Genomic DNA, 20,577 nt, shown 5'->3' with positions numbered 1-20,577 from the left:
GGCCAGGTGCCCGACCCGCGCCCCTCAGCCCCGTACAGCCGCGGCGAAGGCGGCGGGGGCGTCGAACATGACGTTGTGCCCCGCGCCCGGCACCCGCACGACCTCGACCCCGGACGCCGCCAGATCGGCGGCGCCGGCCGGCTCGCCGCTCAACTCGCCCTGGAGGTAGACCCGTTCGACCCGAAGGTCCTCCAGCATGCGGCGCATGGTCGGCTCGGTGCCGCGCGCCAGCCCGCGGGCCGTGCGATACAGACCGAGCGGGTCGGCCAGGCGCATGGTGGCCGCCCAGGTGGGGCCGACCTTCTCCAGCACGCGCGCGTGACCACCACCCGACACGAACTCCTCTTCCCCGTACGAGCTGATGCCGCTGCTGCCCGCCCGGGCGGGCGGGTACGGGTCGAGGTTGCCCTCGGTCACGACCAGGCGTGAGACGAGATCGCCGCGCCGGTGCGCGAGCACGATGGCCACGGCGCCGCCCATGCTGTGTCCGACGATCTCCGCGTCGCGCACCCCGGCCGCGTCGAGCGCCGCCGCCAGCGCGTCCGCGTGATCCTCCAGCGCGTACCCGAAGTCGGCGGGGCGGTCGCTGATGCCGTGCCCGGGCAGATCCACGAACAGCGAGCGGCGGCCCGCCAGTTCGGGCCGGGACGCGATGTGCGCGTGATAGACGGTCGAGGCCGCGCCGAGTCCGTGCACGTACACGCGCGCGGGCTCCTCCCCCTCCGTCTCGGTCCAGCGGATGCAACTCCCCCGCCCGTCGAACGCCGCCTGCCGCATCCCGGTCCCCTCTCCGCCCAGTTCATGCCCGTCGCCCTGCGCATTCACCATACATCGGTGTCGTAGTACTACGTCAACGATGCACTACCTGACCGAGGCAAGCGGGCCCCCATGGGCGAAGATGGCGGCATGCTGGAGCTCGCCATCCTCGGATTCCTCTACGACACCCCGCTGCACGGCTACGAGCTGCGCAAGCACATCACCGCCCTGACCGGTCACGTACGGCCGGTCGCGGAGAGCACGCTCTATCCCGCGATCAAGCGCCTGGAGAAGGCCGGACTGCTGGTGCGGGAGACGCAGCCGGGCGCCGCGGCGGCACCGCGGCACGTCCTGAGCCTCACCGAGGAGGGCCGCGCGGAACTGCGCGGAAGGCTGACCGAACCGGCGCGGCCGGACATCACGGACGAGAACCGGTGGTTCACCGTCCTCGCCTTCCTGCGCCACCTCGACGACACCGCGGCGCAGGCGGCCGTCCTGCGGCGCCGGCTCTCCTTCCTGGAGGAGCCGGCGAGCTTCTTCTACGAGGGGGAGCGCGCCCTGCGCGCGGAGGACCTCCCCGACCCGTTCCGCCGGGGTGTGCTCACGATCGCGCGGGCCACCAGCCGCGCCGAGCTCGACTGGCTGCGCACGACCCTCAAGGACCTGGAGGCGCCGGGCCACTGACGTGACTCCGAGGAGGTTCCCGCGGGGCCGCCTTCTGTCACCATGAAGCCAACTCCGCGCCGTGCGGGGTCAGTTGCGAAGCGCCCCGGTACGCGGCGCCGCGCGGCGATCGGCAGGGGACGGTGGCACGCATGCTCGGCAGAGTCCGCACGTCATGGCAGACCTGGCGCACCGGGGCGACCCGGAACGAGGGCGCGTCCCTCGCGGGGTCGGCGCCCCGGGGCGGGGAACGGCGCCGGCACAACCTCTTCGAGGCGGCCGCCGTCTATGTGGCGGCGCGCGCGGAAGGCGACCAGGAACGGGCCGAGGAAGCCGCGGCCTGGGTGGATCCGGGCGCGCTGGCCTTCGGGGTCGACGAGCTGGCGCGGCGGGCGGTCATCGCCCTCGCGCGGGAGCGGGACGCATCACCGCGCGAGGTGGCGCGAAGCCTCCTCGGCCTGCCCGCTGCCTGACGTCCGCGCAGGCCGGGTCCGAGCACTCCAGGGCGTCCCGGACGGGCATGCCGGTGCGGGACGCCAGCTCCGTGCGCTCGCGGACCTCGCGCGGCGTGCGCGGCCGGTAGCCGGGACCGCATCCGCAGCACATCTGACGGAACCGCAGGCCGGACTCCAGGACGGCCGCGAGCGCCTGCCAACCCGCCGTGTCGCGCTTTTTCGGGACGGCCAGCGCCGTGCCCGCCTCGATCAGCCCACCACCGCACCGCGGGCACACGTCACGCCACGATCGCCCGATTTTGTGGCCCTTCTTGAAGGCGACCCGGCACGGAAGGCACACAAAGCGCGCACGATTGGCGAACATGCCGTCCACCGTAGGCGTACACACCCCGGGGGTCGACGGATTTTTCCTGGTCATCGCCCCTGTACGACATCGCCGGAAACTGACTAAGGTCACGCCGGACAAGCAAAGCTCAGGGGAGGCTGGAATGGCCGGGACGGACGACGCCGTCGTCACCGGGGACGACGCGCTGTACGTACTCACGGCGATCTTGCTGACGCCCGCGAAGTTCCCCAGCGTGCTCGGCGACGACTACCCGGAGGCCTGCGCGGCCCTGGGTCTCGCCCCGCTGGCCGACGGCTACGGCCTGGTGCTCGGGCAGGACGCCGAGGGAGCCCGCTGGACGGTCGTGGTCGACGACGTGTCGCTGGTGGCGGTGGCCATCGCGTCGTGGGACTGCGGCATGGAGTACGAACTCTCCCCCGACGAGGACAGCATGGTGGCCGCGCTGCCCGGGTGGCCGCTGGCGCTCGCCGTGGCGGCGCCCGGAATCCCGGAGCCGCACGATCCCGAGCCCGGACCCGACGGGGCCGACACGGCGCCGCTGACGCCGCCGGACACCGCGACCTGGGGTCCGGCCCAACGCCGCCTCGGCGCCGACGAGATCGCGCTCCAGTGGGCCGCGTGGCGTGAGCAGATCGACGACGAGCAGTTCGCCGCCACGACGGACGGCGCGACGGCGGAGGCCGACGGCGACGGAGACGGCGACACCGCCGAGTCGGCCGGCACCGGCGGCCACAAGGGCGTGCAGCGCGTTCTGGCCGAGGTCCGCGGCTACGTGGACACTCCGCCGCCGCTGGGCCGGGTGCGGTCGGCGTTCGCCTCGGGCGACGCCCGGACGCTGCGGGCCGACGGGCCGGGTTGGTCCATGGTGGCGCGCACGGACGACATCGCCTTCGTCCTGCTCGACGACGAGCCCGGCGAGGTCCTGCCGGTCGGTCGGGGCCCCGAACTCCCCGGTCTGCTGGAGGCGCTCGACAAGATGGCCGTCCGCCCGGTCTGAACCGCGGACAGTCCGTCGGGGCCACATACGGGGCATGCACCCGGTGTGGCCCCGCCCCATGGTTGTGCCGGTGCGTCCCCTTCACGATGAGGCCTCTCCCCGCGTCGAGAAGGAGGCCCTCTCCATGCGCACGCCCAGATCCGTCCCCTTGCTGGCCACCGCCCTCGTGGCGCTGGTCGCGTCCGGCCCTCAGGCCCTCGCCACGGCGCCCGCGTCCACGTCCGCGCCCGCCCCGCACTGCGCGCGCCAGGAGCGGACGCACGTGCCCGGCGCCGAGTTGCAGCGGCAGGCCTGCCTGGCGGACCTGACGACGACCGGCCTGGCCGGCACGCCGTACACGGACACGGCCGACCAGGCCGGTCTGACGGCGAAGGGGACGCGCGTCCCGTCCGGTGTGCCGGGGCTGCAGATCGACGGCTACTTCCCGGACGACTCGCACACCAACACGACGCACGGCTGGAACCACGACGCCCAGTTCGTGATCCGGCTGCCCGACCGCTGGAACGGCGGCCTGGTGGTGACGGGGTCTCCGGGCAACCGCAAGCAGTACGCGACCGACGCCGCGATCGCGGACCGGGTGCTCGCCAAGGGGTACGCGTACGCGGCGACCGACAAGGGGAACACGGGGCCGGACTTCTACCGGGACGGCGAGCGCCCCGGTGACGCGGTCGCCGAGTGGAACGTCCGCACCACCCAGCTCACCCGCGCCGCCCGCCGCGCCGTCGCCCTGCGCTACGGACAGAGCCCGCGCCGCACCTACATGACGGGCATCTCCAACGCGGGCTATCTCACACGCTGGCAGCTGGAGAACCACCCCGAGCTGTACGACGGCGGCGTCGACTGGGAGGGGGTCCTGTGGAAGGCGGACGCGCCGCCGCTGCTGACCTCACTGCCGACCGCCGTGGCGTACGGCCAGGGGACCGCCGACGCGGAGGACCTGTACGCGGCAGGGTTCGCACGGGGTTCGGAGTTCCTGTGGCCGTACCACCAGAAGGTCTACTGGGGGCTCACGCAGAAGGTGTACCGCGCCGCGTTCGACCCCGGGTACGACCCGGACTGCCCGGGCGCTTCCGCCGGGTCCACGACCGAGCGGATCCTCGCGCCCTGCGCCTCCGACGCCGCCTACCGGTACGCGGACCGGCCCGCCTCGGTGCACCGGGCCGTCGAGCGGGTGGCGCTCACCGGGCGGGTCGGCAGGCCGCTGATCACGCTCCAGGGCGACCTGGACACCCTGCTGCCGATCGCGACCGACGCCCACGCCTACGCGCGCATGGTCCGGGACCGGGGGCGCGGGGCGCTGCACCGGACGTACACGATCCAGGGCGGCACCCACACGGACGGCCTGTACGACACGTACCCGGACCGGCTGCGGCCGATCCTGCCGTGCTACCGGGACGCCTTCGACGCGCTCACCCAGTGGGTGGAGCGCGGCACGCCGCCGCCCTCGGACCGGGTCGTCGACCGGCCCGCGACCGGCGACGTCGTGGACACCTGCTCGGTCGCACCACCCGGGGAGCCGTCCGCCTAGGCCGTGTCCGCAAAGTCCCGTCTGCCGGTCGACGCCTGGCACGCACTCTCGCCGCACCGGGCGTAAGGCCAAGTACATCCAGTACGAGGCCTTGCGCCCGGCACGCCGAGAGCACGCACCAGACGCCGCCCGGCCGCCCTTCGGGCGACGACGGGACTTTGCGGACACGACCTAGCGCCCGATCTCCTTGCGGGTCACGCGGCGCAGCCGGCGGCGCTGGGAGGGGTCGAGGGTCAGGTACGCCGCGGCGGGCACGCCGAGGACGATGAGCAGGGCGGCCCACCAGGGGAGCCAGATCAGCAGGATGATCCCCGCCGCCACGCCTCCCGCTGCGATCTTCGCGTTCTTCGACATGTCTGTGGCCTCCTTCGGGGCGGCTCGCCCTCGGCTGAGTGGAGCGGGCCCGCCTCTGTTGTAGGAACGGGCCCGCGGCGTCCACGGTTCCTGTGCGCGACCCTGAGAGAACCCTGATCCTCGGGCAGGGGCCCCGGGGATCAGATGTCGGCCCGCAGCGGCTCGCCCACCTCGTACATGTGGCGCAGCGCCTGCCGGTAGGAGTCGACGAGTCCGGTCTCCGTGAAGGGGATGCCGAGGTCACGGCAGTGCGCCTTCACCATGGGCTGGGCGAGTCGCAGGTGCGGGCGGGGCATGCTCGGGAACAGGTGGTGCTCGATCTGGTAGTTCAGTCCGCCGAGGAACCAGTCGGTCAGGGCGCCGCCCTTGATGTTGCGCGAGGTGAGGACCTGGCGGCGCAGGTGGCCCCACTTGTCGCCGTCGGGGTCGGGCATCTCCATGCCCTTGTGGTTGGGGGCGAACGCCATGCCCAGGTGGAGACCGAAGAGCGCCTGGTGGAGCGCGGCGAAGACGAGGGCGTGGCCCAGCGGCATCGTGGTGAGCAGCAGCGTCAGGTAGCCGAGGACGTGCGCGACCAGGAGGCCGCCCTCGACGAGCCGCTCGCGGCCGGACTGGCGGCGCAGGTCCTGGAATCCGTACACCTTCAGGGCGAGGCCCTCCAGGAGGGTGAGCGGGAAGAAGAGCCACGCCTGGTGGCGGGTGAGCCAGCCGCGGAAGCCCGCGCGCGTGGCGGCCTGCTTGCTCGTGAAGACGAGGACGTCGGCGGCGACGTCGGGGTCCTTGTCGATGTGGTTGGGGTTGGCGTGGTGGCGGTTGTGCTTGTCGTTCCACCAGGAGTAGCTCATGCCGAGCAGCAGGTTGCCGTGGATCAGGCCGATGACGCGGCTCACGGAGCGGTTGCCGGTGATCTGGGCGTGGCCGGCGTCGTGCCCGATGAAGGCGGTGCGCGCGCCGAGGACGGCGAGGACCGGGGCCAGGGCGAGCACCCACCAGGAGCCGCCGAGGAGGGCCATGCCGGTGACGACGCCGGCCAGGCAGAGCGCGTTGACGGCTATGGTGCGCGCGTACCAGCCGGTGCGCCGGTCGAGGAGGCCCTGTCCTTTGACGTCCTTGAGCAACGGGGTGAACTCGCTGCCGGTCTCGGGCGGGAGTTGCCGTGCGGTGGCGCCTGGTGCGGGTGGGGCGAGGGTTCCGACGGCCGTGGACATGGCGGGTCTCCGGTCTGTGGTGGACGAGGACGGTGCGGCCGGCTTCACTCCGGTCCGACCTGGAAAAACGTAGGTTTTCGGGGCCTCGCGGGGCCATGGCGCCACCACCCGGACCCGCACGGGGGTCCCCCCGCCTCTGTAGGGGGGCTGGCTACACCCTTAAGGGTGGGGCGATCCGGCGCGGTGACTCACGTCACGGCCTGAATGCGTCCGTCCGCCGGATCGAGCGGTGTAGCCTCGGCGCCTCCAGGCCGCGTAGTCAAATTTGATTGATACGAGGAAGTCGCCATCTCCGCACTCACGCACCCCGCACCCACTCCGGCCGAGATCACCAAACTCGCACAGTGCTGTGCCGTGTTCGCCCCCGACGACCCGGCGCACACGTCCACGGTCGTCTTCTGGCGCCCCGACGGCGAGCAGCCGCCGTCCCCGGTCGCGGGCACCCCCGTGGACCTGCCGCTCGTGCTGCCCGCCGAGGACGGCACGGTCGAGACCGTCACCGTGGCCGCGGTCGCCCTGCCCGTGCGTGCCGCCCTGCCGGTCCTCACCCGCGCGCGCACCGCCGCGGACCCCGAGCCGACGACGGCCTTCTGGGGCGCCGCCGCGCTGTTCGCTCTCCAACTCGCCGCGCGCGGACTGCTCCTGCCCGGCCTCAGCGCGGCCGGGCACGACGCGTGGCGGGCCGGTCCGCTGCGCACCGACGACCTGGCGCGGCTGCGCGACCTGGCCGCCGCGATGCCGCCCGAGGCGCACGCCGTGCCGCTCGACGACGCGGCGGAGCCCCTGCGGCTGCACGCCCCCGAGCGTCTGCTGCGGGCCTTCCTGGACGCCGTGGCCGACACCCTGCCGCGCTCCCCCGCCGCCGCCCTCGCCACCGGCTCCCCCGCGTTCGCCGCGCGCGAGCCGCGCCGGGCGCCCGAGTTGGCCGACTGGGCCGCGGACGTCGCGGCGGGCCACGACGCGGGCGTGCGGGTCTCCTTGCGCGTCGAGGTGCCCGGCCTCGCCGAGGCCGTCGACGACGAGGCGCGGCTGCCGTTCCGTGCCGTGCTGCAGATCCACAGTGTCAGCGACCCGTCCCTGGTCGCGGACGCGGCCGAGGTGTGGGCCGGTTCGGGTGCGGCCGGCCGGGCCTTCGGCGCGCGGGCCCGCATGGACGCGCTGCTCGCCCTGCGCCGCGCCGCACGCGCGTGGGCGCCGCTCGCGCCCCTGTTGTCGGCGGCGGTCCCGGACGCTCTGGAGCTGGCGGACGACGAGATCACCGAACTGCTCGGGGAGGGGGCACGCGCACTGGCGGCGGCCGGCACCGACGTGCACTGGCCAAAGGAGCTGGCCCGCCGGTTCACCGCCCGCGCAGTGGTCGGACCGCCCGAGGGCGACGAAGCGTCCTCCGGAGTGCCGTCGTTCCTCGGCGCGGACGCGCTGCTGGCCTTCGACTGGCGCTTCGCCGTCGGCGGCCTGGAGCTGAGCCGCGCCGAGCTCGACCGGCTCGCCGAGTCGAACCGGCCGGTGGTGCGGCTGCGCGACCAGTGGGTCCTGATGGACCCCGGGGAGGCCCGGCGCGCCCGCGCCCACCAGGACCGCAAGGTGACGCCGGTCGACGCGCTCAGCGCCGTCCTGACGGGCTCCACGGAGCTGGACGGGCGCCGGGTCGACGTGCTTCCCACCGGCTGGCTCGCGGGGCTCAGGGACCGGCTGGCCGACCCGGAGGGCATGGAGTCGGTGGGCAGCCCTGCCGCGCTCGACGCCGAGCTGCGCGACTACCAGCTGCGCGGGCTCAACTGGCTGGCCCGCATGACCTCCTTGGGCCTCGGCGCCTGTCTCGCCGACGACATGGGCCTCGGCAAGACGATCACCCTCATCGCGCTGCACCTGCATCGTCAGACCGCCCCGGAGACGGCGGGTCCGACCCTCGTGGTCTGCCCGACGTCCCTCATGGGCAACTGGCAGCGCGAGATCGAGCGTTTCGCGCCGGGCACCCCGGTCCGCCGCTTCCACGGCTCCCGGCGCTCCCTGGAGGACCTGGCCGAGGGCGAGTTCGTCCTGACGACCTACGGGACGATGCGCCTGGACGCCGCGCGGCTCGGCTCGACAGCCTGGGGGCTGGTCGTCGCCGACGAGGCGCAGCACGTCAAGAACCCGTACTCCGCGACCGCGAAGGAGCTGCGCACGATCGGCACCCGCGCGCGCGTGGCGCTCACGGGCACCCCGGTGGAGAACAACCTCTCCGAGCTGTGGGCGATCCTCGACTGGACGACCCCGGGGCTGCTCGGCCGGCTCGGCACCTTCCGGACGCGGTACGCGCAGGCCGTCGAGGGCGGCAAGGACCCGGCCGCGGCGGACCGGCTGGCCCGGCTCGTGCGGCCCTTCCTGCTGCGCCGCCGCAAGTCCGACCCGGGCATCGCCCCGGAGCTGCCGCCCAAGACCGAGACCGACCGCGCGGTGTCGCTGACGAAGGAGCAGACGGCGCTCTACGAGGCCGTGGTGCGGGAGACGCTCGCGGAGATCGCGGGGGCGCGGGGCTTCGAGCGGCGCGGCATGATCGTGAAGCTGCTGACGGCGCTCAAGCAGATCTGCAACCATCCGGCGCAGTACCTCAAGGAGGACGCGCCCCGCATCCCCGGCCGCTCGGGCAAGCTGGAGCTCCTCGACGAGCTGCTCGACACGATCCTGTCCGAGGACGCGAGCGTGCTCGTGTTCACCCAGTACGTGCAGATGGCGCGGCTCGTGGAGCGGCATCTGCACGCGCGGGGCGTCGCCACGCAGTTCCTGCACGGCGGCACCTCCGTGGCGGAGCGCGAGGCCATGGTGCAGCGCTTCCAGGACGGTGCGGTCCCGGTGTTCCTGCTCTCCCTGAAGGCCGCCGGCACAGGGCTGAACCTCACGCGCGCGGAGCACGTCGTGCACTACGACCGCTGGTGGAACCCGGCGGTGGAGGCCCAGGCCACCGACCGCGCGTACCGGATCGGTCAGACCCGTCCCGTGCAGGTGCACCGGCTGATCGCGGAGGGCACCATCGAGGACCGCATCGCCGCGATGCTGGAGCGCAAGCGGGAGCTGGCGGACGCCGTGCTGGGCTCCGGGGAGGCGGCTCTGACCGAACTGACCGATGCCGAACTGGCCGATCTGGTCGAGCTGCGAGGGGGCGGCGCCTGATGAGCGACCTGTACGACGACTACGAGCACGCGCACGAGCACGAGGAGCACGGCGAGGTGTCCGACGCGGGCGCCTCCAGGGAGCTCACCTTCGCCGCGCTGCCGCCCATCCACGGGAAGGGCTTCGCCGTCACCTGGTGGGGCCAGGCGTGGCTGAAGGCGCTGGAGGACACGGCGCTGGAGCTCCGGCAGCTCAAGGCGGGCCGCGCGCTGGCCCGCGCGGGCGCGGTCGGTGCGGTGTCGGTGCGTCCGGGACGCATCACGGCCGTGGTGCGGGACAAGGGCGGCGCCACGCACCGCGCGGACGTGCTGCTGCAGCAGCTGGACGCGGACGCGTGGGACCGGTTCGCGGACATGGCCGTGGAGCGCGCCGGGCACATCGCGGCCCTCCTCGACCGTGACATGCCGCCGCACCTGATGGAGGACGCGGCGACGGCGGGCGTGGAACTCCTGCCGGGCATCGGCGACTTGGAGCCCGAGTGCGAGTGCGGCGCCTGGGACCACTGCGCCCACACCACGGCGCTGAGCTACCAGCTGGCGCGCCTGCTCGACCAGGATCCGTTCCTGCTGTTCCTGCTGCGCGGCCGGGGCCAGCGGGAGCTCCTGGACGAGCTCCAGGTGCGCAGCGCGGCGCACAGCGTCCCCGAACCGGGCCCCGGGCCGGAGGCGGAGCCCTACGGCGTGGACGCCGCGGAGGCGTACGCGTCGGCGCTCGTGCTGCCACCGCTGCCCGGGGAGCCTGAGCTGCCCCAGGAGCCGGGTGTGCCGCCGTCCCTGGACACGGAGACACCGGCGCCCGGGGAACTCGACGCCGACGCCCTGGAGTTCCTCGCGGCGCAGGCGGCCGCGGAGGCGCGCAGGCTGCTGGCCGACGCGCTCGCCGGCGGTCACGCGCTGCGGGCGCCCGCGCCGGAGCCGACGCCGGCCGAGGACGCCGTGCGGCTGGCCGCCGGCGGGCCCGCCGAGCGGGTGGCCCGGCGGCTGGCCGAGGGCTCGGGCCGGGACCGCGAGGGCCTGGCCCTGGCGGTGCGCGCCTGGGAGTGCGGCGGCCCGGCCGCGCTCGCCGTCCTGGAGCGGGACGAGGCGCCCGACGCGGAGACCGCCGCACGCGCGCGTGCGGCTCTGGACTCCGCGTGGGACGAGGGCGAGCGGCCCGCGCTCCAGGCGTCGCGCGGCCGCTGGACGGCCGCCGGGGGAACGGCCCAGCTGCGCCTGGGCGGAGACGGCCGCTGGTGGCCGTACCGCAAGGAGCGCGGCCGCTGGACGCCCGTCGGTCCGGCGGCGGCCGATCCGGCGTCCGCGCTGGCCACGGCCCTGGGAGCGGGCGAGGAGTAGTCCCGCGGGAGCCCCCGCCGCCACCGGTACGGAGTAGTCCTGCGGGCCGAACGGTGCGCGGCGGGGGATCGTGGTTGAGCCGCCCACGACAAAGGGCGGCGACCCACCAGGGGGCGATCGGAAGGCGCGTGCTCATGGCGACTTTGTGCAGACCAGCTGTCTCCGTACCGGAGCACGTGATCACCATGGAGGAGACCCTCGCACTGGCCCGCACCCACCATGACGGGCACCCGCAACTCCCGCTGGCCCTGCGCCTGATCGAGAACACGGGCGTGCGGACGCGGCACATCGTGCAGCCCATCGAGGAGACCCTCAAGCACCCCGGCTTCGAGGACCGCAACGCGCTCTACCAGGCGGAGGCGAAGGCGCGCGTGCCCGCCGTGGTGCGCCGGGCGCTGGAGGACGCGGAGCTGCGCGCCCAGGACATCGACGTGATCATCTACGTGTCGTGCACGGGATTCATGATGCCGTCGCTGACCGCGTGGCTGATCAACGAGATGAACTTCTCCAGCGACACCAGGCAGATACCCATAGCCCAGCTGGGCTGCGCGGCGGGCGGCGCCGCGGTGAACCGGGCGCACGACTTCTGCACCGCCTATCCCGAGGCGAACGCGCTGATCGTGGCCTGCGAGTTCTGCTCCCTGTGCTACCAGCCGACCGACCTGGGCGTCGGCTCGCTGCTGTCGAACGGCCTGTTCGGCGACGGGGTCGCCGCGGCGGTCGTACGGGGTTCGGGCGGTACGGGCATCACGCTGGAGCGCAACGGCTCGTACCTCATCCCGAAGACCGAGGACTGGATCGCGTACGACATCCGGGCCACGGGCTTCCACTTCCTGCTCGACAAGCGGGTTCCCACCACGATGGAGCCGCTCGCACCGGCGCTCCAGCAGCTCGCGGGGCTGCACGGCTGGAACGCGTCCGAGCTGGACTTCTACATCATTCACGCGGGCGGTCCGCGCATCCTGGACGACCTCAGCAAGTTCCTCCAGGTGCCGCCGGACGCCTTCCGCTTCAGCCGGGCCACGCTCACCGAGTACGGCAACATCGCCAGCGCCGTCGTCCTGGACGCGCTGCGCCGCCTCTTCGACGAGGGCGGTGCGCACCCGACGGCACGCGGTCTGCTCGCCGGGTTCGGGCCGGGCATCACCGCGGAGATGTCCCTGGGCCGCTGGAGCCGCCCCACCGATCGTCCGGAGCTCGTGGAGGCCGCCGTATGACGGAGAAGACCACCGAGACCGCCGTCCGCCCGCCGGTCCGCGAGTGGCCCGCCCTGGATCTGCACGGCGTCGACTTCGACCCGGTGCTCACCCGGCTGATGCGCGAGGGTCCGGTGACCCGGATCCGGCTGCCGAACGGCGAGGGCTGGGCCTGGCTGGTGACGCGCCACGAGGACGTCCGGACGGTGACGAACGACCCGCGGTTCAGCCGCGAGGCCGTCATGGGCCGCCAAGTGACGCGGCTGGCCCCGCACTTCATCCCGCAGGCGGGCGCCGTCGGCTTCGCCGATCCGCCCGACCACACCCGGCTGCGGCGTTCGGTCGCCGCCGCGTTCACCGCGCGCGGGGTCGAGCGGCTGCGGGCGAGCGCACGGAGCATGCTCGACGAGATGGTGGACGGCCTCCTGGCCGACGGGCCGCCGGCCGACCTGACGGAGCGGCTGCTCGCCCCGTTCCCCATCGCCGTGATCTGCGAGCTGATGGGCGTCCCGGCCGCCGACCGTCATCTCATGCACACGTGGACGCAGTTGATCCTGTCGTCCGCGCACGGCGCCGAGGTCAGCGAGCGCGCCCGCAACGAGATGTCGGCGTACTTCACGCACCTGGTGCGCTCGCGCTGCGACAGCACGGGTGAGGACGTCACTTCGTTGCTGGGCGCCGCCGTCGCGGCCGGTGAGATCACCGAGGACGAGGCGGTCGGTCTCGCGGTCCTCGTGCAGATCGGCGGCGAGGCCGTCACCAACAACTGCGGCAACATGGCGTACGTGCTGCTCACGCGCCCCGATCTGGCGGCGCGCCTGCGGGCGGAGCCGGAGCTGCGCCCGCAGGCCATCGACGAACTGCTGCGTTACATTCCGCACCGCAGCGCGGTGGGCCTCTCGCGCATCGCTCTGGAGGACGTCGACATCGCGGGGGTGCGCATCAGTGAGGGCGACGCGGTCTACGTCTCCTACCTCGCGGCCAATCGCGATCCGGACGTGTTCCCGGACCCCGACCTCATCGACTTCGACCGCACCCCGAATCCGCACGTCTCCTTCGGGTTCGGTCCGCACTACTGCGTGGGCGGCATGCTGGCGCGGCTGGAGTCGGAGCTCCTCGTGGAGGCGTTGCTGGACCGCTTCCCCGGTCTGCGGCTGGCCGTGCCGGCGGAGGAAGTACCGTTCCGCAAGGGCGCGTTGATCCGCGGCCCGGAGGCGATGCCGGTGACGTGGTCGGAGAGCGGATGACCGCTGTGACGCCCGCGGAGGGGCTGCTGGTGCCGCCGGGCCACGGACGGACCGTGGAGACGGCGGCGCAGCAGGTCACCTTCAAGGTCACCGGCGACCATTCCCGCATGGCGTCGAGCTTCGAGGTGGTGGTGCCGCCGGGGTTCGACGTCGGCGCGCATGTGCACACCAAGAGCGAGGAGTTGTTCTACGTCCTCGAGGGCGAGCTGGACGTGCTCGCCTTCGAGCCGCGGATCAGGACGCCGGACCACTGGCAGCGCTGGCGGTCGCCTTCGGGCGCCGGGGTCGTGCGGGCGACGCCGGGGACGGTCATCGTGGTGCCGCCGGGCTGCCCGCACGCCTTCGCCAACCCCACGGGGAGCCCGGCGAAGATGTTCTTCCAGGCCTCTCCCCCGCCGGACCACGAGCGGTACTTCGAGGAGCTCCTCGACATCCTGGGGACGGACGGCCCGCCCGACCACACCGCGATCGAGGAGCTGCGGGCGCGCTACGACATCGAGCAGCTGACCCCGCTGCGGCACGGGGCTCGGCCGTGAAGCTGCTCGAAGGGCGGGTGGCGCTCGTCTACGGTGCCGGCGGCGCCGTCGGAGGAGCGGTGTCCCGGGCGTTCGCGCGGGAGGGCGCCGCGGTGTTCCTGGCCGGGCGCTCGGCGGAGCCGGTGGAGCGGACCGCCGCGGCGATCGAGGCGGCGGGCGGGAGCGCGGAGGCCCATCTGGTCGACGCGCTGGACGAGCGGGCCGTGGGCGGCTTCGTGGACGCGGTCGCGCGGCGCACGGGGCGGATCGACATCTCGTTCAACGTGATCGGCGTGGGCGACGTGCAGCGGCCGCTCATGGAGCTGAGCGCCGAGGAGTTCGTGGCGCCGGTCGAGACCACGATGCGGACGCAGTTCCTCACCACGCGGGCGGCGGCGCGGCACATGGTGGCACGCGGGTCGGGCGTGGTGCTCGCGTTCGGCGGCTCGGGCCCGCAGACGCAGCCGGGGCTCGGCGGCTTCAAGGTGTCGCTCGACGCCCTGGAGGGGCTGCGCCGGCAGTGGGCCTGCGAGCTGGGCCCCGCGGGGATCCGGGTCGTCACACTGAAGACGGGCGGGATCCCGGAGAGCCTGCCCGACGACTTCGAGGGCCGGGCCGAGCTGACCGAGCGGCTCACCGAGCCCACACTGCTCGGCCGGACGGCCACCCTCGCCGACGTGGGCGAGGTCGCCGCGTTCGTGGCCTCCGACCGGGCCCGCACGATGACGTCCGCGACCGTGAACATCTCGTGCGGGGCCCTGGTCGACTACTGAGACAGCCCCCTGCGATCTAGCGGATCGGCATCCCCGAGAGGGTGCGGGCGATGACCAGGCGCTGGATCTCGCTCGTGCCCTCGAAGATCGTGTAGATCGCGGCGTCGCGGTGCATGCGCTCCACCGGGTACTCGCGGGTGAAGCCGTTGCCGCCGAGGATCTGGACGGCCTGGGCGGTGACCTTCTTGGCGGTCTCGCTCGCGAACAGCTTGGACATGGAGCCCTCGGCGTTCTCGAACTTCTTGCCCGTGGTCGCCATCCAGGAGGCGCGCCACACCAGGAGGCGGGCGGCGTCGATCGAGGTGCGCATGTCGGCGAGCTGGAAGGCGACGCCCTGGTTGTCGATGATCGGGCGGCCGAACTGCTCGCGCGTCTTCGCGTACTCCAGCGCCTCCTCGTAGGCGGCGCGGGCGGTGCCGACGGCCATGGCGCCGACGGCCGGGCGGGAGGCCTCGAAGGTGGCCATGGCGGCGTTCTTCACGCGCTCGCCGCCCGACTTGGCCTTCTCCCGGGCGCGGGCGAGGCGCTCGTCGAGCTTGTCCTTGCCGCCGAGGAGGCAGGAGCCGGGCACGCGCACGTTCTCGAGGACGACCTCGGCGGTGTGCGAGGCGCGGATGCCGTGCTTCTTGAACTTCTGCCCCTGGGAGAGGCCCTCGGTGTGCGGCGGCACGATGAAGGAGGCGTGGCCCTTGGAGCCGAGCTCCGGGTCCACGGAGGCGACCACCACGTGGACGTTGGCGATGCCGCCGTTGGTCGCCCAGGTCTTGGTGCCGTTCAGGACCCACTCGTCCTTGGCCTCGTCGTAGACGGCCCGCGTGCGCATGGCGGCGACGTCGGAGCCCGCGTCCGGCTCGGACGAGCAGAAGGCGGCCACCTTCACGTCGTTCGCGTCGCCGTACATCTGCGGGATCCAGGTGCCGATCTGCTCCTCGGTGCCGTTGGCGAGGACGCCGACCGCGGCGAGGCCCGTGCCCACGATGGACAGGGCGATGCCCGCGTCGCCCCAGAAGAGCTCCTCCATGGCCATCGGGATGCCGAGGCCGGTCGGGTCGAAGAACTGCTGCGCGTAGAAGTCCAGGGAGTAGATTCCGAGCTTGGCGGCCTCCTGGATGACCGGCCAGGGGGTCTCCTCGCGCTCGTCCCATTCGGCGGCCGCGGGGCGGATCACATCGGCGGCAAAACCGTGAAGCCAGTCACGGACTTCCTTCTGCTCGTCGTTGAGATCCATCGTGAACTCGGCCATGACCCCTCCAGGGCTGCATACACTGCATGCGTTACTTGCGGTAACAAGAGTCTGTTACTCACGAGTAGCCCGTGTCAACCGCCGAGAACGCGTTCGATGCCCGACATTCGCCGGGTGTTACCTTTCGCGTGCGTCAAGCCATCGCACGGGCGGGGAGATCCTCATGGAGACCACACAGCGGACCCATCAGCGCGCGGACCAGCAGTCCGCCGCCGAGCGGCGGCGGCGTGAGCTGCTCGAGGCCGCCGACCGCGTGGTGCTCCGCGACGGCCCCGGCGCCTCCATGAACGCGATCGCCGCCGAGGCGGGCATCACCAAGCCGATCCTGTACCGCCACTTCGGCGACAAGGGCGGCCTGTACGCGGCCCTCGCCAAGCGGCACACCGACGCGCTGCTCGCCTCCCTGCGGGCCGCGCTCGACGCTCCGGCCGCCCGCCGCCAGCGCGTGGAGTCGACACTCGACACCTACCTCGCCGCGATCGAGGCCCGCCCGCAGGTGTACCGCTTCCTGATGCACCCGGCGGAGGGCTCCTCCGGCGACACCGGCTTCGACGTCGGCCGGCACTCGGCGCCGCTGCTGCGGCGCATGGGCGAGGACCTCGCGGACGTCATCGAGGAGCGCGTCGACCTCGGCCCCGGCGGACAGCAGCTCGCGCGCATGTGGGGCCACGGGATCGTCGGCATGATGCACGCCGCGGGCGACTGGTGGCTCGGCGAGCGCCCGTGCTCCCGCGAGGAGCTGGTCCACGGCCTCGCGGACCTCCTGTGGGGCCGCCTCGCGGCCGCGGGCGACAAGGCGGGCGGCCCGGGCTTCTGATCCGGCCCGATCCGAACGAAAGGCCCTAGACGCCGGTGCGCGCCCAGGGGGCCTTCGCCGCCTGGCGCATCACCTTGCGGTGCCGCCAGCCGGTGACGCGGTCCGCGTAGATGCGCCCCTCCAGGTGGTCGCACTCGTGCTGGAGACAGCGGGCGAACCAGCCTGTGCCGTGAATCACCACAGGATCTCCCTGGACGTCCACACCCTCCACGCGCGCGTGGTCGAAACGCGGCGTCCCCGCCTCCAGGCCGGGCAGCGAGAGACAGCCCTCGGGGCCGCGGATCTCGATGCCGTCGGCCTCGACCAGACGCGGGTTCACCACGTGTCCCACATGGCGCACATCGTCGTCGTCCTCGCAGTCGTAGACGAAGACCCGCAAGGACTCGCCCACTTGATTGGCCGCCAGACCCACCCCCTGGGCGGCGTACATCGTGGCGAACATGTCCTCCACGAGACGCGCGAGCGCGGGACCGAAGTCCGTCACCTCGGCGCAGGGTTCCCGCAGTACGGGATCGCCGAGCAGGGTCAGGGGTCGTACGCGCCCTGAGGCGCCCGGGATCGAGCCGTGTCGCATGGCCGTAAGGGTACGGTCCGGTACAAGCCTCCCCGTGCTGGTGGTGCCGCTGTTCGGGCTTGTCGGTGAGTCTCGATAGGCTGATGCGGAAAAGCGATGCCGGGGGCAGGCGCGGCGCCGTACGCAAGGAGGACCCAGGAAGATGGCAGGCAACTCGGAGTCGATGACTCCGCGGGCCAAGCTGGCCGTGACGGCGGGCAAGGCCGCGGCGGCGGTCTCGCGCGCGGCGGGCCGTGGCAGCGGCTCGGTGATCGGTGGCAAGGTCGCGCTCAAGCTCGACCCCGAGCTGCTCGGACGGCTCGCCCAGCACCTGGACGTCGTGCTCGTCTCGGCGACGAACGGCAAGACGACGACCACGCGCCTGATCGCGGAGGCCCTCCGCGCGAGCGGCGAGGTCGTGTCGAACGCCCTGGGCGCGAACATGCCTGCCGGTATCACCTCGGCCCTGGCCGGTGGTTCCGAGGCCAAGTTCGGCGTCATCGAGGTCGACGAGAAGTACCTGGCCGGTGTCGCGCGCGACACCAGCCCGAAGGCGATCGCGCTGCTCAACCTCTCGCGCGACCAGCTCGACCGCGCCGCCGAGACCCGCATGCTCGCGGAGAAGTGGCGCGAGGGCCTCGCGGGTTCGAAGGCGGTCGTGATCGCCAACGCGGACGACCCGCTGGTCGTCTGGGCCGCCTCCTCCTCGCCGAACGTCGTGTGGGTCGCGGCCGGCCAGGAGTGGAAGGACGACGCCTGGTCCTGCCCCGCCTGCGGCGGTGTGATGCAGCGCCCCGGTGACGACTGGTTCTGCGGCGAGTGCGGCTTCCGCCGTCCGACCGCGAGCTGGGCGCTCCAGGGCGACTACGTCCTTGACCCGCACGGCTCCGCCTGGCCGATCCACCTCCAGCTGCCCGGCCGCGCCAACAAGGCGAACGCGGCCACGTCCGCCGCCGTCGCCGCCGTCTTCGGGGTGCCGCCGCAGGTGGCCCTGGAGCGCATGTACCAGGTGCAGGCCGTCGCGGGCCGCTACGACGTCGTCCGGTTCATGGACCGCGACCTGCGCCTGCTGCTCGCCAAGAACCCGGCGGGCTGGCTCGAAACGTTTACCCTCATCGACCCGCCGCCGACCCCGGTGATCCTCTCGGTGAACGCGCGGGGCGCGGACGGCACCGACACCTCCTGGCTGTGGGACGTCGACTACACGCGCCTGGCCGGGCACCCGATCTGTGTGATCGGCGACCGCAAGCTCGACCTCGCGGTCCGGCTCGAGGTCGCGGGCCTGGACTTCCGGGTCTGCGAGACGCTCGACGAGGCGGTGCAGGTCCTGCCCCAGGGCCGGATCGAGCTGATCGCCAACTACACCGCGTTCCAGGACGTCCGCCGCCGCGTCGGCAACTGACCCGCCCCGACGAGAAACAGCGGAAACAGCTAAGGATGAGCATGAGCGACAGCAGCCTGCGTCTCGTGTGGGTCTACCCCGACCTGCTGAGCACCTACGGCGACCAGGGCAACGCCCTGGTGGTGGAGCGGCGCGCCCGCCAGCGCCGTCTGAACGTCGAGCGCTACGACGTGCGCAGCGACCAGCCGATCCCCACCTCCGGCGACATCTACCTGATCGGCGGCGGCGAGGACCGTCCGCAGCGGCTCGCGGCCGAGCGGCTGCGCCGTGACGGCGGCCTGCAGCGCGCGGTGGGCAACGGCGCGATCGTCTTCTCGGTGTGCGCCGGCTACCAGATCCTGGGCCACGAGTTCATCAACGACCTCGGTGAGCGCGAGCCGGGCCTCGGCCTGCTCGACGTGGTCTCCACGCGCGGCGAGGGCGAGCGCTGCGTCGGCGACGTGCTGGCCGACATCGACCCGCAGCTGAACCTGCCGCCGCTGACCGGTTTCGAGAACCACCAGGGCGTGACGCACCTGGGCCCCACGGCCCGCCCCTTCGCGCGCACCCGCATCGGCCGGGGCAACGGCACGGGCGACGGCACCGAAGGCGCCTTCAACGACACGGTGTTCGGCACGTACATGCACGGCCCCGTGATGGCGCGCAACCCGCAGATCGCCGACCTGCTCCTGAAGCTGGCCCTCGATGTGAACGCGCTGCCGCCGGTGGACGAGCAGTGGTACGAGGCGCTGCGGGGCGAGCGGATCGCGGCCGCCACGGCGCAGCCCGCCTAGGCCTGCGCACCTTCGCGTACGCACCTTCGGGGCAGCCCCGCGCCCATATGAGCGGGGTTGTCCAGCAGGCGGACGCCCCGTACGGCGGGGCCCCCGGGCGCCGATAAGGTACGGGGGTCCAGCCGGACGGCGTGGTCCGGTCATCGGCCCACGTTTGCAAAGGTATTGCGGGCTTATGCGTATTGGTGTCCTCACCTCCGGCGGAGACTGTCCCGGACTGAACGCGGTGATCCGCTCGGTCGTGCACCGAGCCGTCGTCGACCACGGCGACGAGGTCATCGGCTTCCACGACGGGTGGAAGGGCCTGCTCGAGTGCGACTACCGCAAGCTCGACCTGGACGCCGTCGGCGGCATCCTGGCCCGCGGCGGCACCATCCTCGGCTCCTCCCGGGTCCAGCCCGCGCATCTGCGAGACGGCGTCGAGCGCGCCAAGGGCCACGTCGCCGAGCTGGGGCTCGACGCGATCATCCCGATCGGCGGCGAGGGCACCCTGAAGGCGGCCCGGCTGCTGTCCGACAACGGCCTGCCGATCGTCGGCGTCCCGAAGACGATCGACAACGACATCGCTGTCACGGACGTGACCTTCGGTTTCGACACGGCCGTCGGGGTCGCCACGGAGGCGCTGGACCGGCTCAAGACCACCGCCGAGTCGCACCAGCGGGTGCTGATCGTGGAGGTCATGGGTCGGCACACCGGGTGGATCGCCCTGCACTCGGGCATGGCGGCCGGCGCCCACGCCGTCGTCGTCCCGGAGCGCCCCTTCGACATCGAGGAACTGACCCGCAAGGTCGGCGAGCGTTTCGAGGCGGGCAAGAAGTTCGCGATCGTCGTCGCGGCGGAGGGCGCCAAGCCCCGGGCCGGCTCGATGGAGTTCGACGAGGGCGGCAAGGACGTCTACGGGCACGAGCGCTTCGCCGGCATCGCCCGTCAGCTCTCGATCGAGCTGGAGCAGCGCCTCGGCAAGGAGGCGCGTCCGGTGATCCTCGGGCACGTCCAGCGCGGCGGCACCCCGACCGCGTACGACCGGGTCCTCGCGACGCGGTTCGGCTGGCACGCGGTGGAGGCCGTCCATCGCGGCGAGTTCGGGCGGATGACGGCGCTGCGCGGCACGGACATCGTGATGGTGTCGCTGGCCGAGGCCGTGGAGACGCTCAAGACGGTCCCCGACGAGCGCTACGCCGAGGCGGAGTGCGTGCTCTGAGTCACTGCTCGTACCCGCTTTCAGTTGTTCTTTGAACTGAGCTGCCCCCGGCCGAAGCCCCGG

The 20,577-nt window shown here is 72.9% G+C and carries 19 protein-coding genes; 14 read left to right on the top strand and 5 right to left on the bottom strand.

Features of this window, described 5'->3' with window-relative positions; genetic code table 11:
* Positions 1 to 24: 24 nt before the first annotated feature.
* Positions 25 to 777, bottom strand: coding sequence for an alpha/beta fold hydrolase (locus IAG42_RS30960; RefSeq protein ID WP_188341687.1), 753 nt, complete (start codon positions 775 to 777; stop codon positions 25 to 27).
* Positions 778 to 906: 129 nt separating this feature from the next.
* Between IAG42_RS30960 and IAG42_RS30955 the strand changes: the two genes are divergently transcribed.
* From IAG42_RS30955 to IAG42_RS30940, 4 genes are all read left to right on the top strand, one after another.
* Positions 907 to 1,440: a PadR family transcriptional regulator gene (locus IAG42_RS30955; protein WP_188340254.1), complete on the top strand. Its 534-nt coding sequence runs from the start codon at positions 907 to 909 to the stop codon at positions 1,438 to 1,440.
* Between the two features lie 131 nt (positions 1,441 to 1,571).
* Complete coding sequence (locus IAG42_RS30950) at positions 1,572 to 1,892, top strand: hypothetical protein (protein ID WP_188340253.1); 321 nt, start codon at positions 1,572 to 1,574, stop codon at positions 1,890 to 1,892.
* A 470-nt stretch (positions 1,893 to 2,362) separates the two neighbouring features.
* Entirely contained in the window at positions 2,363 to 3,217 is an 855-nt protein-coding gene (locus IAG42_RS30945) for a hypothetical protein (protein ID WP_188340252.1), read from the top strand.
* 124 nt (positions 3,218 to 3,341) lie between these two features.
* Positions 3,342 to 4,745 (top strand): tannase/feruloyl esterase family alpha/beta hydrolase, encoded by a 1,404-nt coding sequence (locus tag IAG42_RS30940; protein ID WP_188340251.1) that lies wholly within the window; start codon positions 3,342 to 3,344, stop codon positions 4,743 to 4,745.
* A gap of 171 nt (positions 4,746 to 4,916) precedes the next feature.
* On the opposite strand, the gene IAG42_RS30935 is transcribed toward IAG42_RS30940, so the two are convergent.
* Positions 4,917 to 5,099 carry a hypothetical protein gene (locus IAG42_RS30935; RefSeq protein ID WP_151475341.1) on the bottom strand — a complete coding sequence of 61 codons (183 nt, stop codon included), beginning with the start codon at positions 5,097 to 5,099 and terminating at the stop codon, positions 4,917 to 4,919.
* Positions 5,100 to 5,239: 140 nt separating this feature from the next.
* The gene (locus IAG42_RS30930; RefSeq protein ID WP_188340250.1) at positions 5,240 to 6,307 is read right to left on the bottom strand and encodes a fatty acid desaturase family protein; all 1,068 of its coding nucleotides are present in this window, start codon (positions 6,305 to 6,307) and stop codon (positions 5,240 to 5,242) included.
* Between the two features lie 354 nt (positions 6,308 to 6,661).
* Between IAG42_RS30930 and IAG42_RS30925 the strand changes: the two genes are divergently transcribed.
* The 6 genes from IAG42_RS30925 (at position 6,662) to IAG42_RS30900 (ending at position 14,525) form a co-directional block, all read left to right on the top strand.
* On the top strand, positions 6,662 to 9,460 hold the full coding sequence (locus IAG42_RS30925; protein ID WP_317453343.1) for an SNF2-related protein: 2,799 nt from the start codon (positions 6,662 to 6,664) through the stop codon (positions 9,458 to 9,460).
* The gene (locus tag IAG42_RS30920) at positions 9,460 to 10,794 is read left to right on the top strand and encodes an SWIM zinc finger family protein (protein WP_188340249.1); all 1,335 of its coding nucleotides are present in this window, start codon (positions 9,460 to 9,462) and stop codon (positions 10,792 to 10,794) included. The genes IAG42_RS30925 and IAG42_RS30920 overlap by 1 nt, the downstream gene beginning before the upstream one ends.
* Positions 10,795 to 10,928: 134 nt before the next feature.
* Positions 10,929 to 12,011, top strand: coding sequence for a type III polyketide synthase (locus IAG42_RS30915; protein ID WP_188340248.1), 1,083 nt, complete (start codon positions 10,929 to 10,931; stop codon positions 12,009 to 12,011).
* Complete coding sequence (locus IAG42_RS30910; RefSeq protein WP_188340247.1) at positions 12,008 to 13,237, top strand: cytochrome P450; 1,230 nt, start codon at positions 12,008 to 12,010, stop codon at positions 13,235 to 13,237. The genes IAG42_RS30915 and IAG42_RS30910 overlap by 4 nt, the downstream gene beginning before the upstream one ends.
* Complete coding sequence (locus IAG42_RS30905; protein WP_188340246.1) at positions 13,234 to 13,773, top strand: cupin domain-containing protein; 540 nt, start codon at positions 13,234 to 13,236, stop codon at positions 13,771 to 13,773. Before IAG42_RS30910 ends, IAG42_RS30905 begins: the two co-directional genes overlap by 4 nt.
* Positions 13,770 to 14,525 (top strand): SDR family NAD(P)-dependent oxidoreductase, encoded by a 756-nt coding sequence (locus IAG42_RS30900; RefSeq protein WP_188340245.1) that lies wholly within the window; start codon positions 13,770 to 13,772, stop codon positions 14,523 to 14,525. Before IAG42_RS30905 ends, IAG42_RS30900 begins: the two co-directional genes overlap by 4 nt.
* A 16-nt stretch (positions 14,526 to 14,541) precedes the next feature.
* On the opposite strand, the gene IAG42_RS30895 is transcribed toward IAG42_RS30900, so the two are convergent.
* Entirely contained in the window at positions 14,542 to 15,768 is a 1,227-nt protein-coding gene (locus IAG42_RS30895; protein WP_188340244.1) for an acyl-CoA dehydrogenase family protein, read from the bottom strand.
* Positions 15,769 to 15,931: 163 nt separating this feature from the next.
* Between IAG42_RS30895 and IAG42_RS30890 the strand changes: the two genes are divergently transcribed.
* A complete protein-coding gene (locus IAG42_RS30890) occupies positions 15,932 to 16,585 on the top strand; it encodes a TetR family transcriptional regulator (RefSeq protein ID WP_188340243.1) in 654 nt (217 codons plus the stop codon).
* A gap of 25 nt (positions 16,586 to 16,610) precedes the next feature.
* Here IAG42_RS30890 and def read toward each other — a convergent pair whose 3' ends face one another.
* Positions 16,611 to 17,159: a peptide deformylase gene (gene def, locus IAG42_RS30885; RefSeq protein ID WP_188340242.1), complete on the bottom strand. Its 549-nt coding sequence runs from the start codon at positions 17,157 to 17,159 to the stop codon at positions 16,611 to 16,613.
* Positions 17,160 to 17,301: 142 nt separating this feature from the next.
* On the opposite strand from def, the gene IAG42_RS30880 reads away from it, so the two are divergent.
* From IAG42_RS30880 to IAG42_RS30870, 3 genes are all read left to right on the top strand, one after another.
* Complete coding sequence (locus tag IAG42_RS30880; protein ID WP_188340241.1) at positions 17,302 to 18,540, top strand: MurT ligase domain-containing protein; 1,239 nt, start codon at positions 17,302 to 17,304, stop codon at positions 18,538 to 18,540.
* Between the two features lie 41 nt (positions 18,541 to 18,581).
* Positions 18,582 to 19,313 carry a type 1 glutamine amidotransferase gene (locus tag IAG42_RS30875; RefSeq protein ID WP_188340240.1) on the top strand — a complete coding sequence of 244 codons (732 nt, stop codon included), beginning with the start codon at positions 18,582 to 18,584 and terminating at the stop codon, positions 19,311 to 19,313.
* Between the two features lie 175 nt (positions 19,314 to 19,488).
* Positions 19,489 to 20,514, top strand: coding sequence for a 6-phosphofructokinase (locus IAG42_RS30870; protein WP_188340239.1), 1,026 nt, complete (start codon positions 19,489 to 19,491; stop codon positions 20,512 to 20,514).
* Positions 20,515 to 20,577 lie beyond the last annotated feature (63 nt).

The sequence above is a fragment of the Streptomyces xanthii genome (assembly GCF_014621695.1).
In the GTDB taxonomy this organism is placed as follows: domain Bacteria; phylum Actinomycetota; class Actinomycetes; order Streptomycetales; family Streptomycetaceae; genus Streptomyces; species Streptomyces xanthii.
This window is presented reverse-complemented; position numbering and strand designations above follow the sequence as displayed.

Excerpts from the sequence above, each read along its gene's own strand:
- IAG42_RS30905 (WP_188340246.1), top strand. The coding sequence starts at position 13,234 with ATGACCGCTGTGACGCCCGCGGAGGGGCTGCTGGTGCCGCCGGGCCAC.
- IAG42_RS30915 (WP_188340248.1), top strand. The coding sequence starts at position 10,929 with ATGGCGACTTTGTGCAGACCAGCTGTCTCCGTACCGGAGCACGTGATC.
- IAG42_RS30880 (WP_188340241.1), top strand. The coding sequence starts at position 17,302 with ATGGCAGGCAACTCGGAGTCGATGACTCCGCGGGCCAAGCTGGCCGTG.
- IAG42_RS30945 (WP_188340252.1), top strand. The coding sequence starts at position 2,363 with ATGGCCGGGACGGACGACGCCGTCGTCACCGGGGACGACGCGCTGTAC.
- IAG42_RS30930 (WP_188340250.1), bottom strand. The coding sequence starts at position 6,307 with ATGTCCACGGCCGTCGGAACCCTCGCCCCACCCGCACCAGGCGCCACC.
- IAG42_RS30910 (WP_188340247.1), top strand. The coding sequence starts at position 12,008 with ATGACGGAGAAGACCACCGAGACCGCCGTCCGCCCGCCGGTCCGCGAG.
- IAG42_RS30875 (WP_188340240.1), top strand. The coding sequence starts at position 18,582 with ATGAGCGACAGCAGCCTGCGTCTCGTGTGGGTCTACCCCGACCTGCTG.
- IAG42_RS30940 (WP_188340251.1), top strand. The coding sequence starts at position 3,342 with ATGCGCACGCCCAGATCCGTCCCCTTGCTGGCCACCGCCCTCGTGGCG.
- IAG42_RS30950 (WP_188340253.1), top strand. The coding sequence starts at position 1,572 with ATGCTCGGCAGAGTCCGCACGTCATGGCAGACCTGGCGCACCGGGGCG.
- IAG42_RS30935 (WP_151475341.1), bottom strand. The coding sequence starts at position 5,099 with ATGTCGAAGAACGCGAAGATCGCAGCGGGAGGCGTGGCGGCGGGGATC.
- IAG42_RS30960 (WP_188341687.1), bottom strand. The coding sequence starts at position 777 with ATGCGGCAGGCGGCGTTCGACGGGCGGGGGAGTTGCATCCGCTGGACC.
- IAG42_RS30920 (WP_188340249.1), top strand. The coding sequence starts at position 9,460 with ATGAGCGACCTGTACGACGACTACGAGCACGCGCACGAGCACGAGGAG.
- IAG42_RS30870 (WP_188340239.1), top strand. The coding sequence starts at position 19,489 with ATGCGTATTGGTGTCCTCACCTCCGGCGGAGACTGTCCCGGACTGAAC.
- IAG42_RS30955 (WP_188340254.1), top strand. The coding sequence starts at position 907 with ATGCTGGAGCTCGCCATCCTCGGATTCCTCTACGACACCCCGCTGCAC.
- def (WP_188340242.1), bottom strand. The coding sequence starts at position 17,159 with ATGCGACACGGCTCGATCCCGGGCGCCTCAGGGCGCGTACGACCCCTG.
- IAG42_RS30890 (WP_188340243.1), top strand. The coding sequence starts at position 15,932 with ATGGAGACCACACAGCGGACCCATCAGCGCGCGGACCAGCAGTCCGCC.
- IAG42_RS30895 (WP_188340244.1), bottom strand. The coding sequence starts at position 15,768 with ATGGCCGAGTTCACGATGGATCTCAACGACGAGCAGAAGGAAGTCCGT.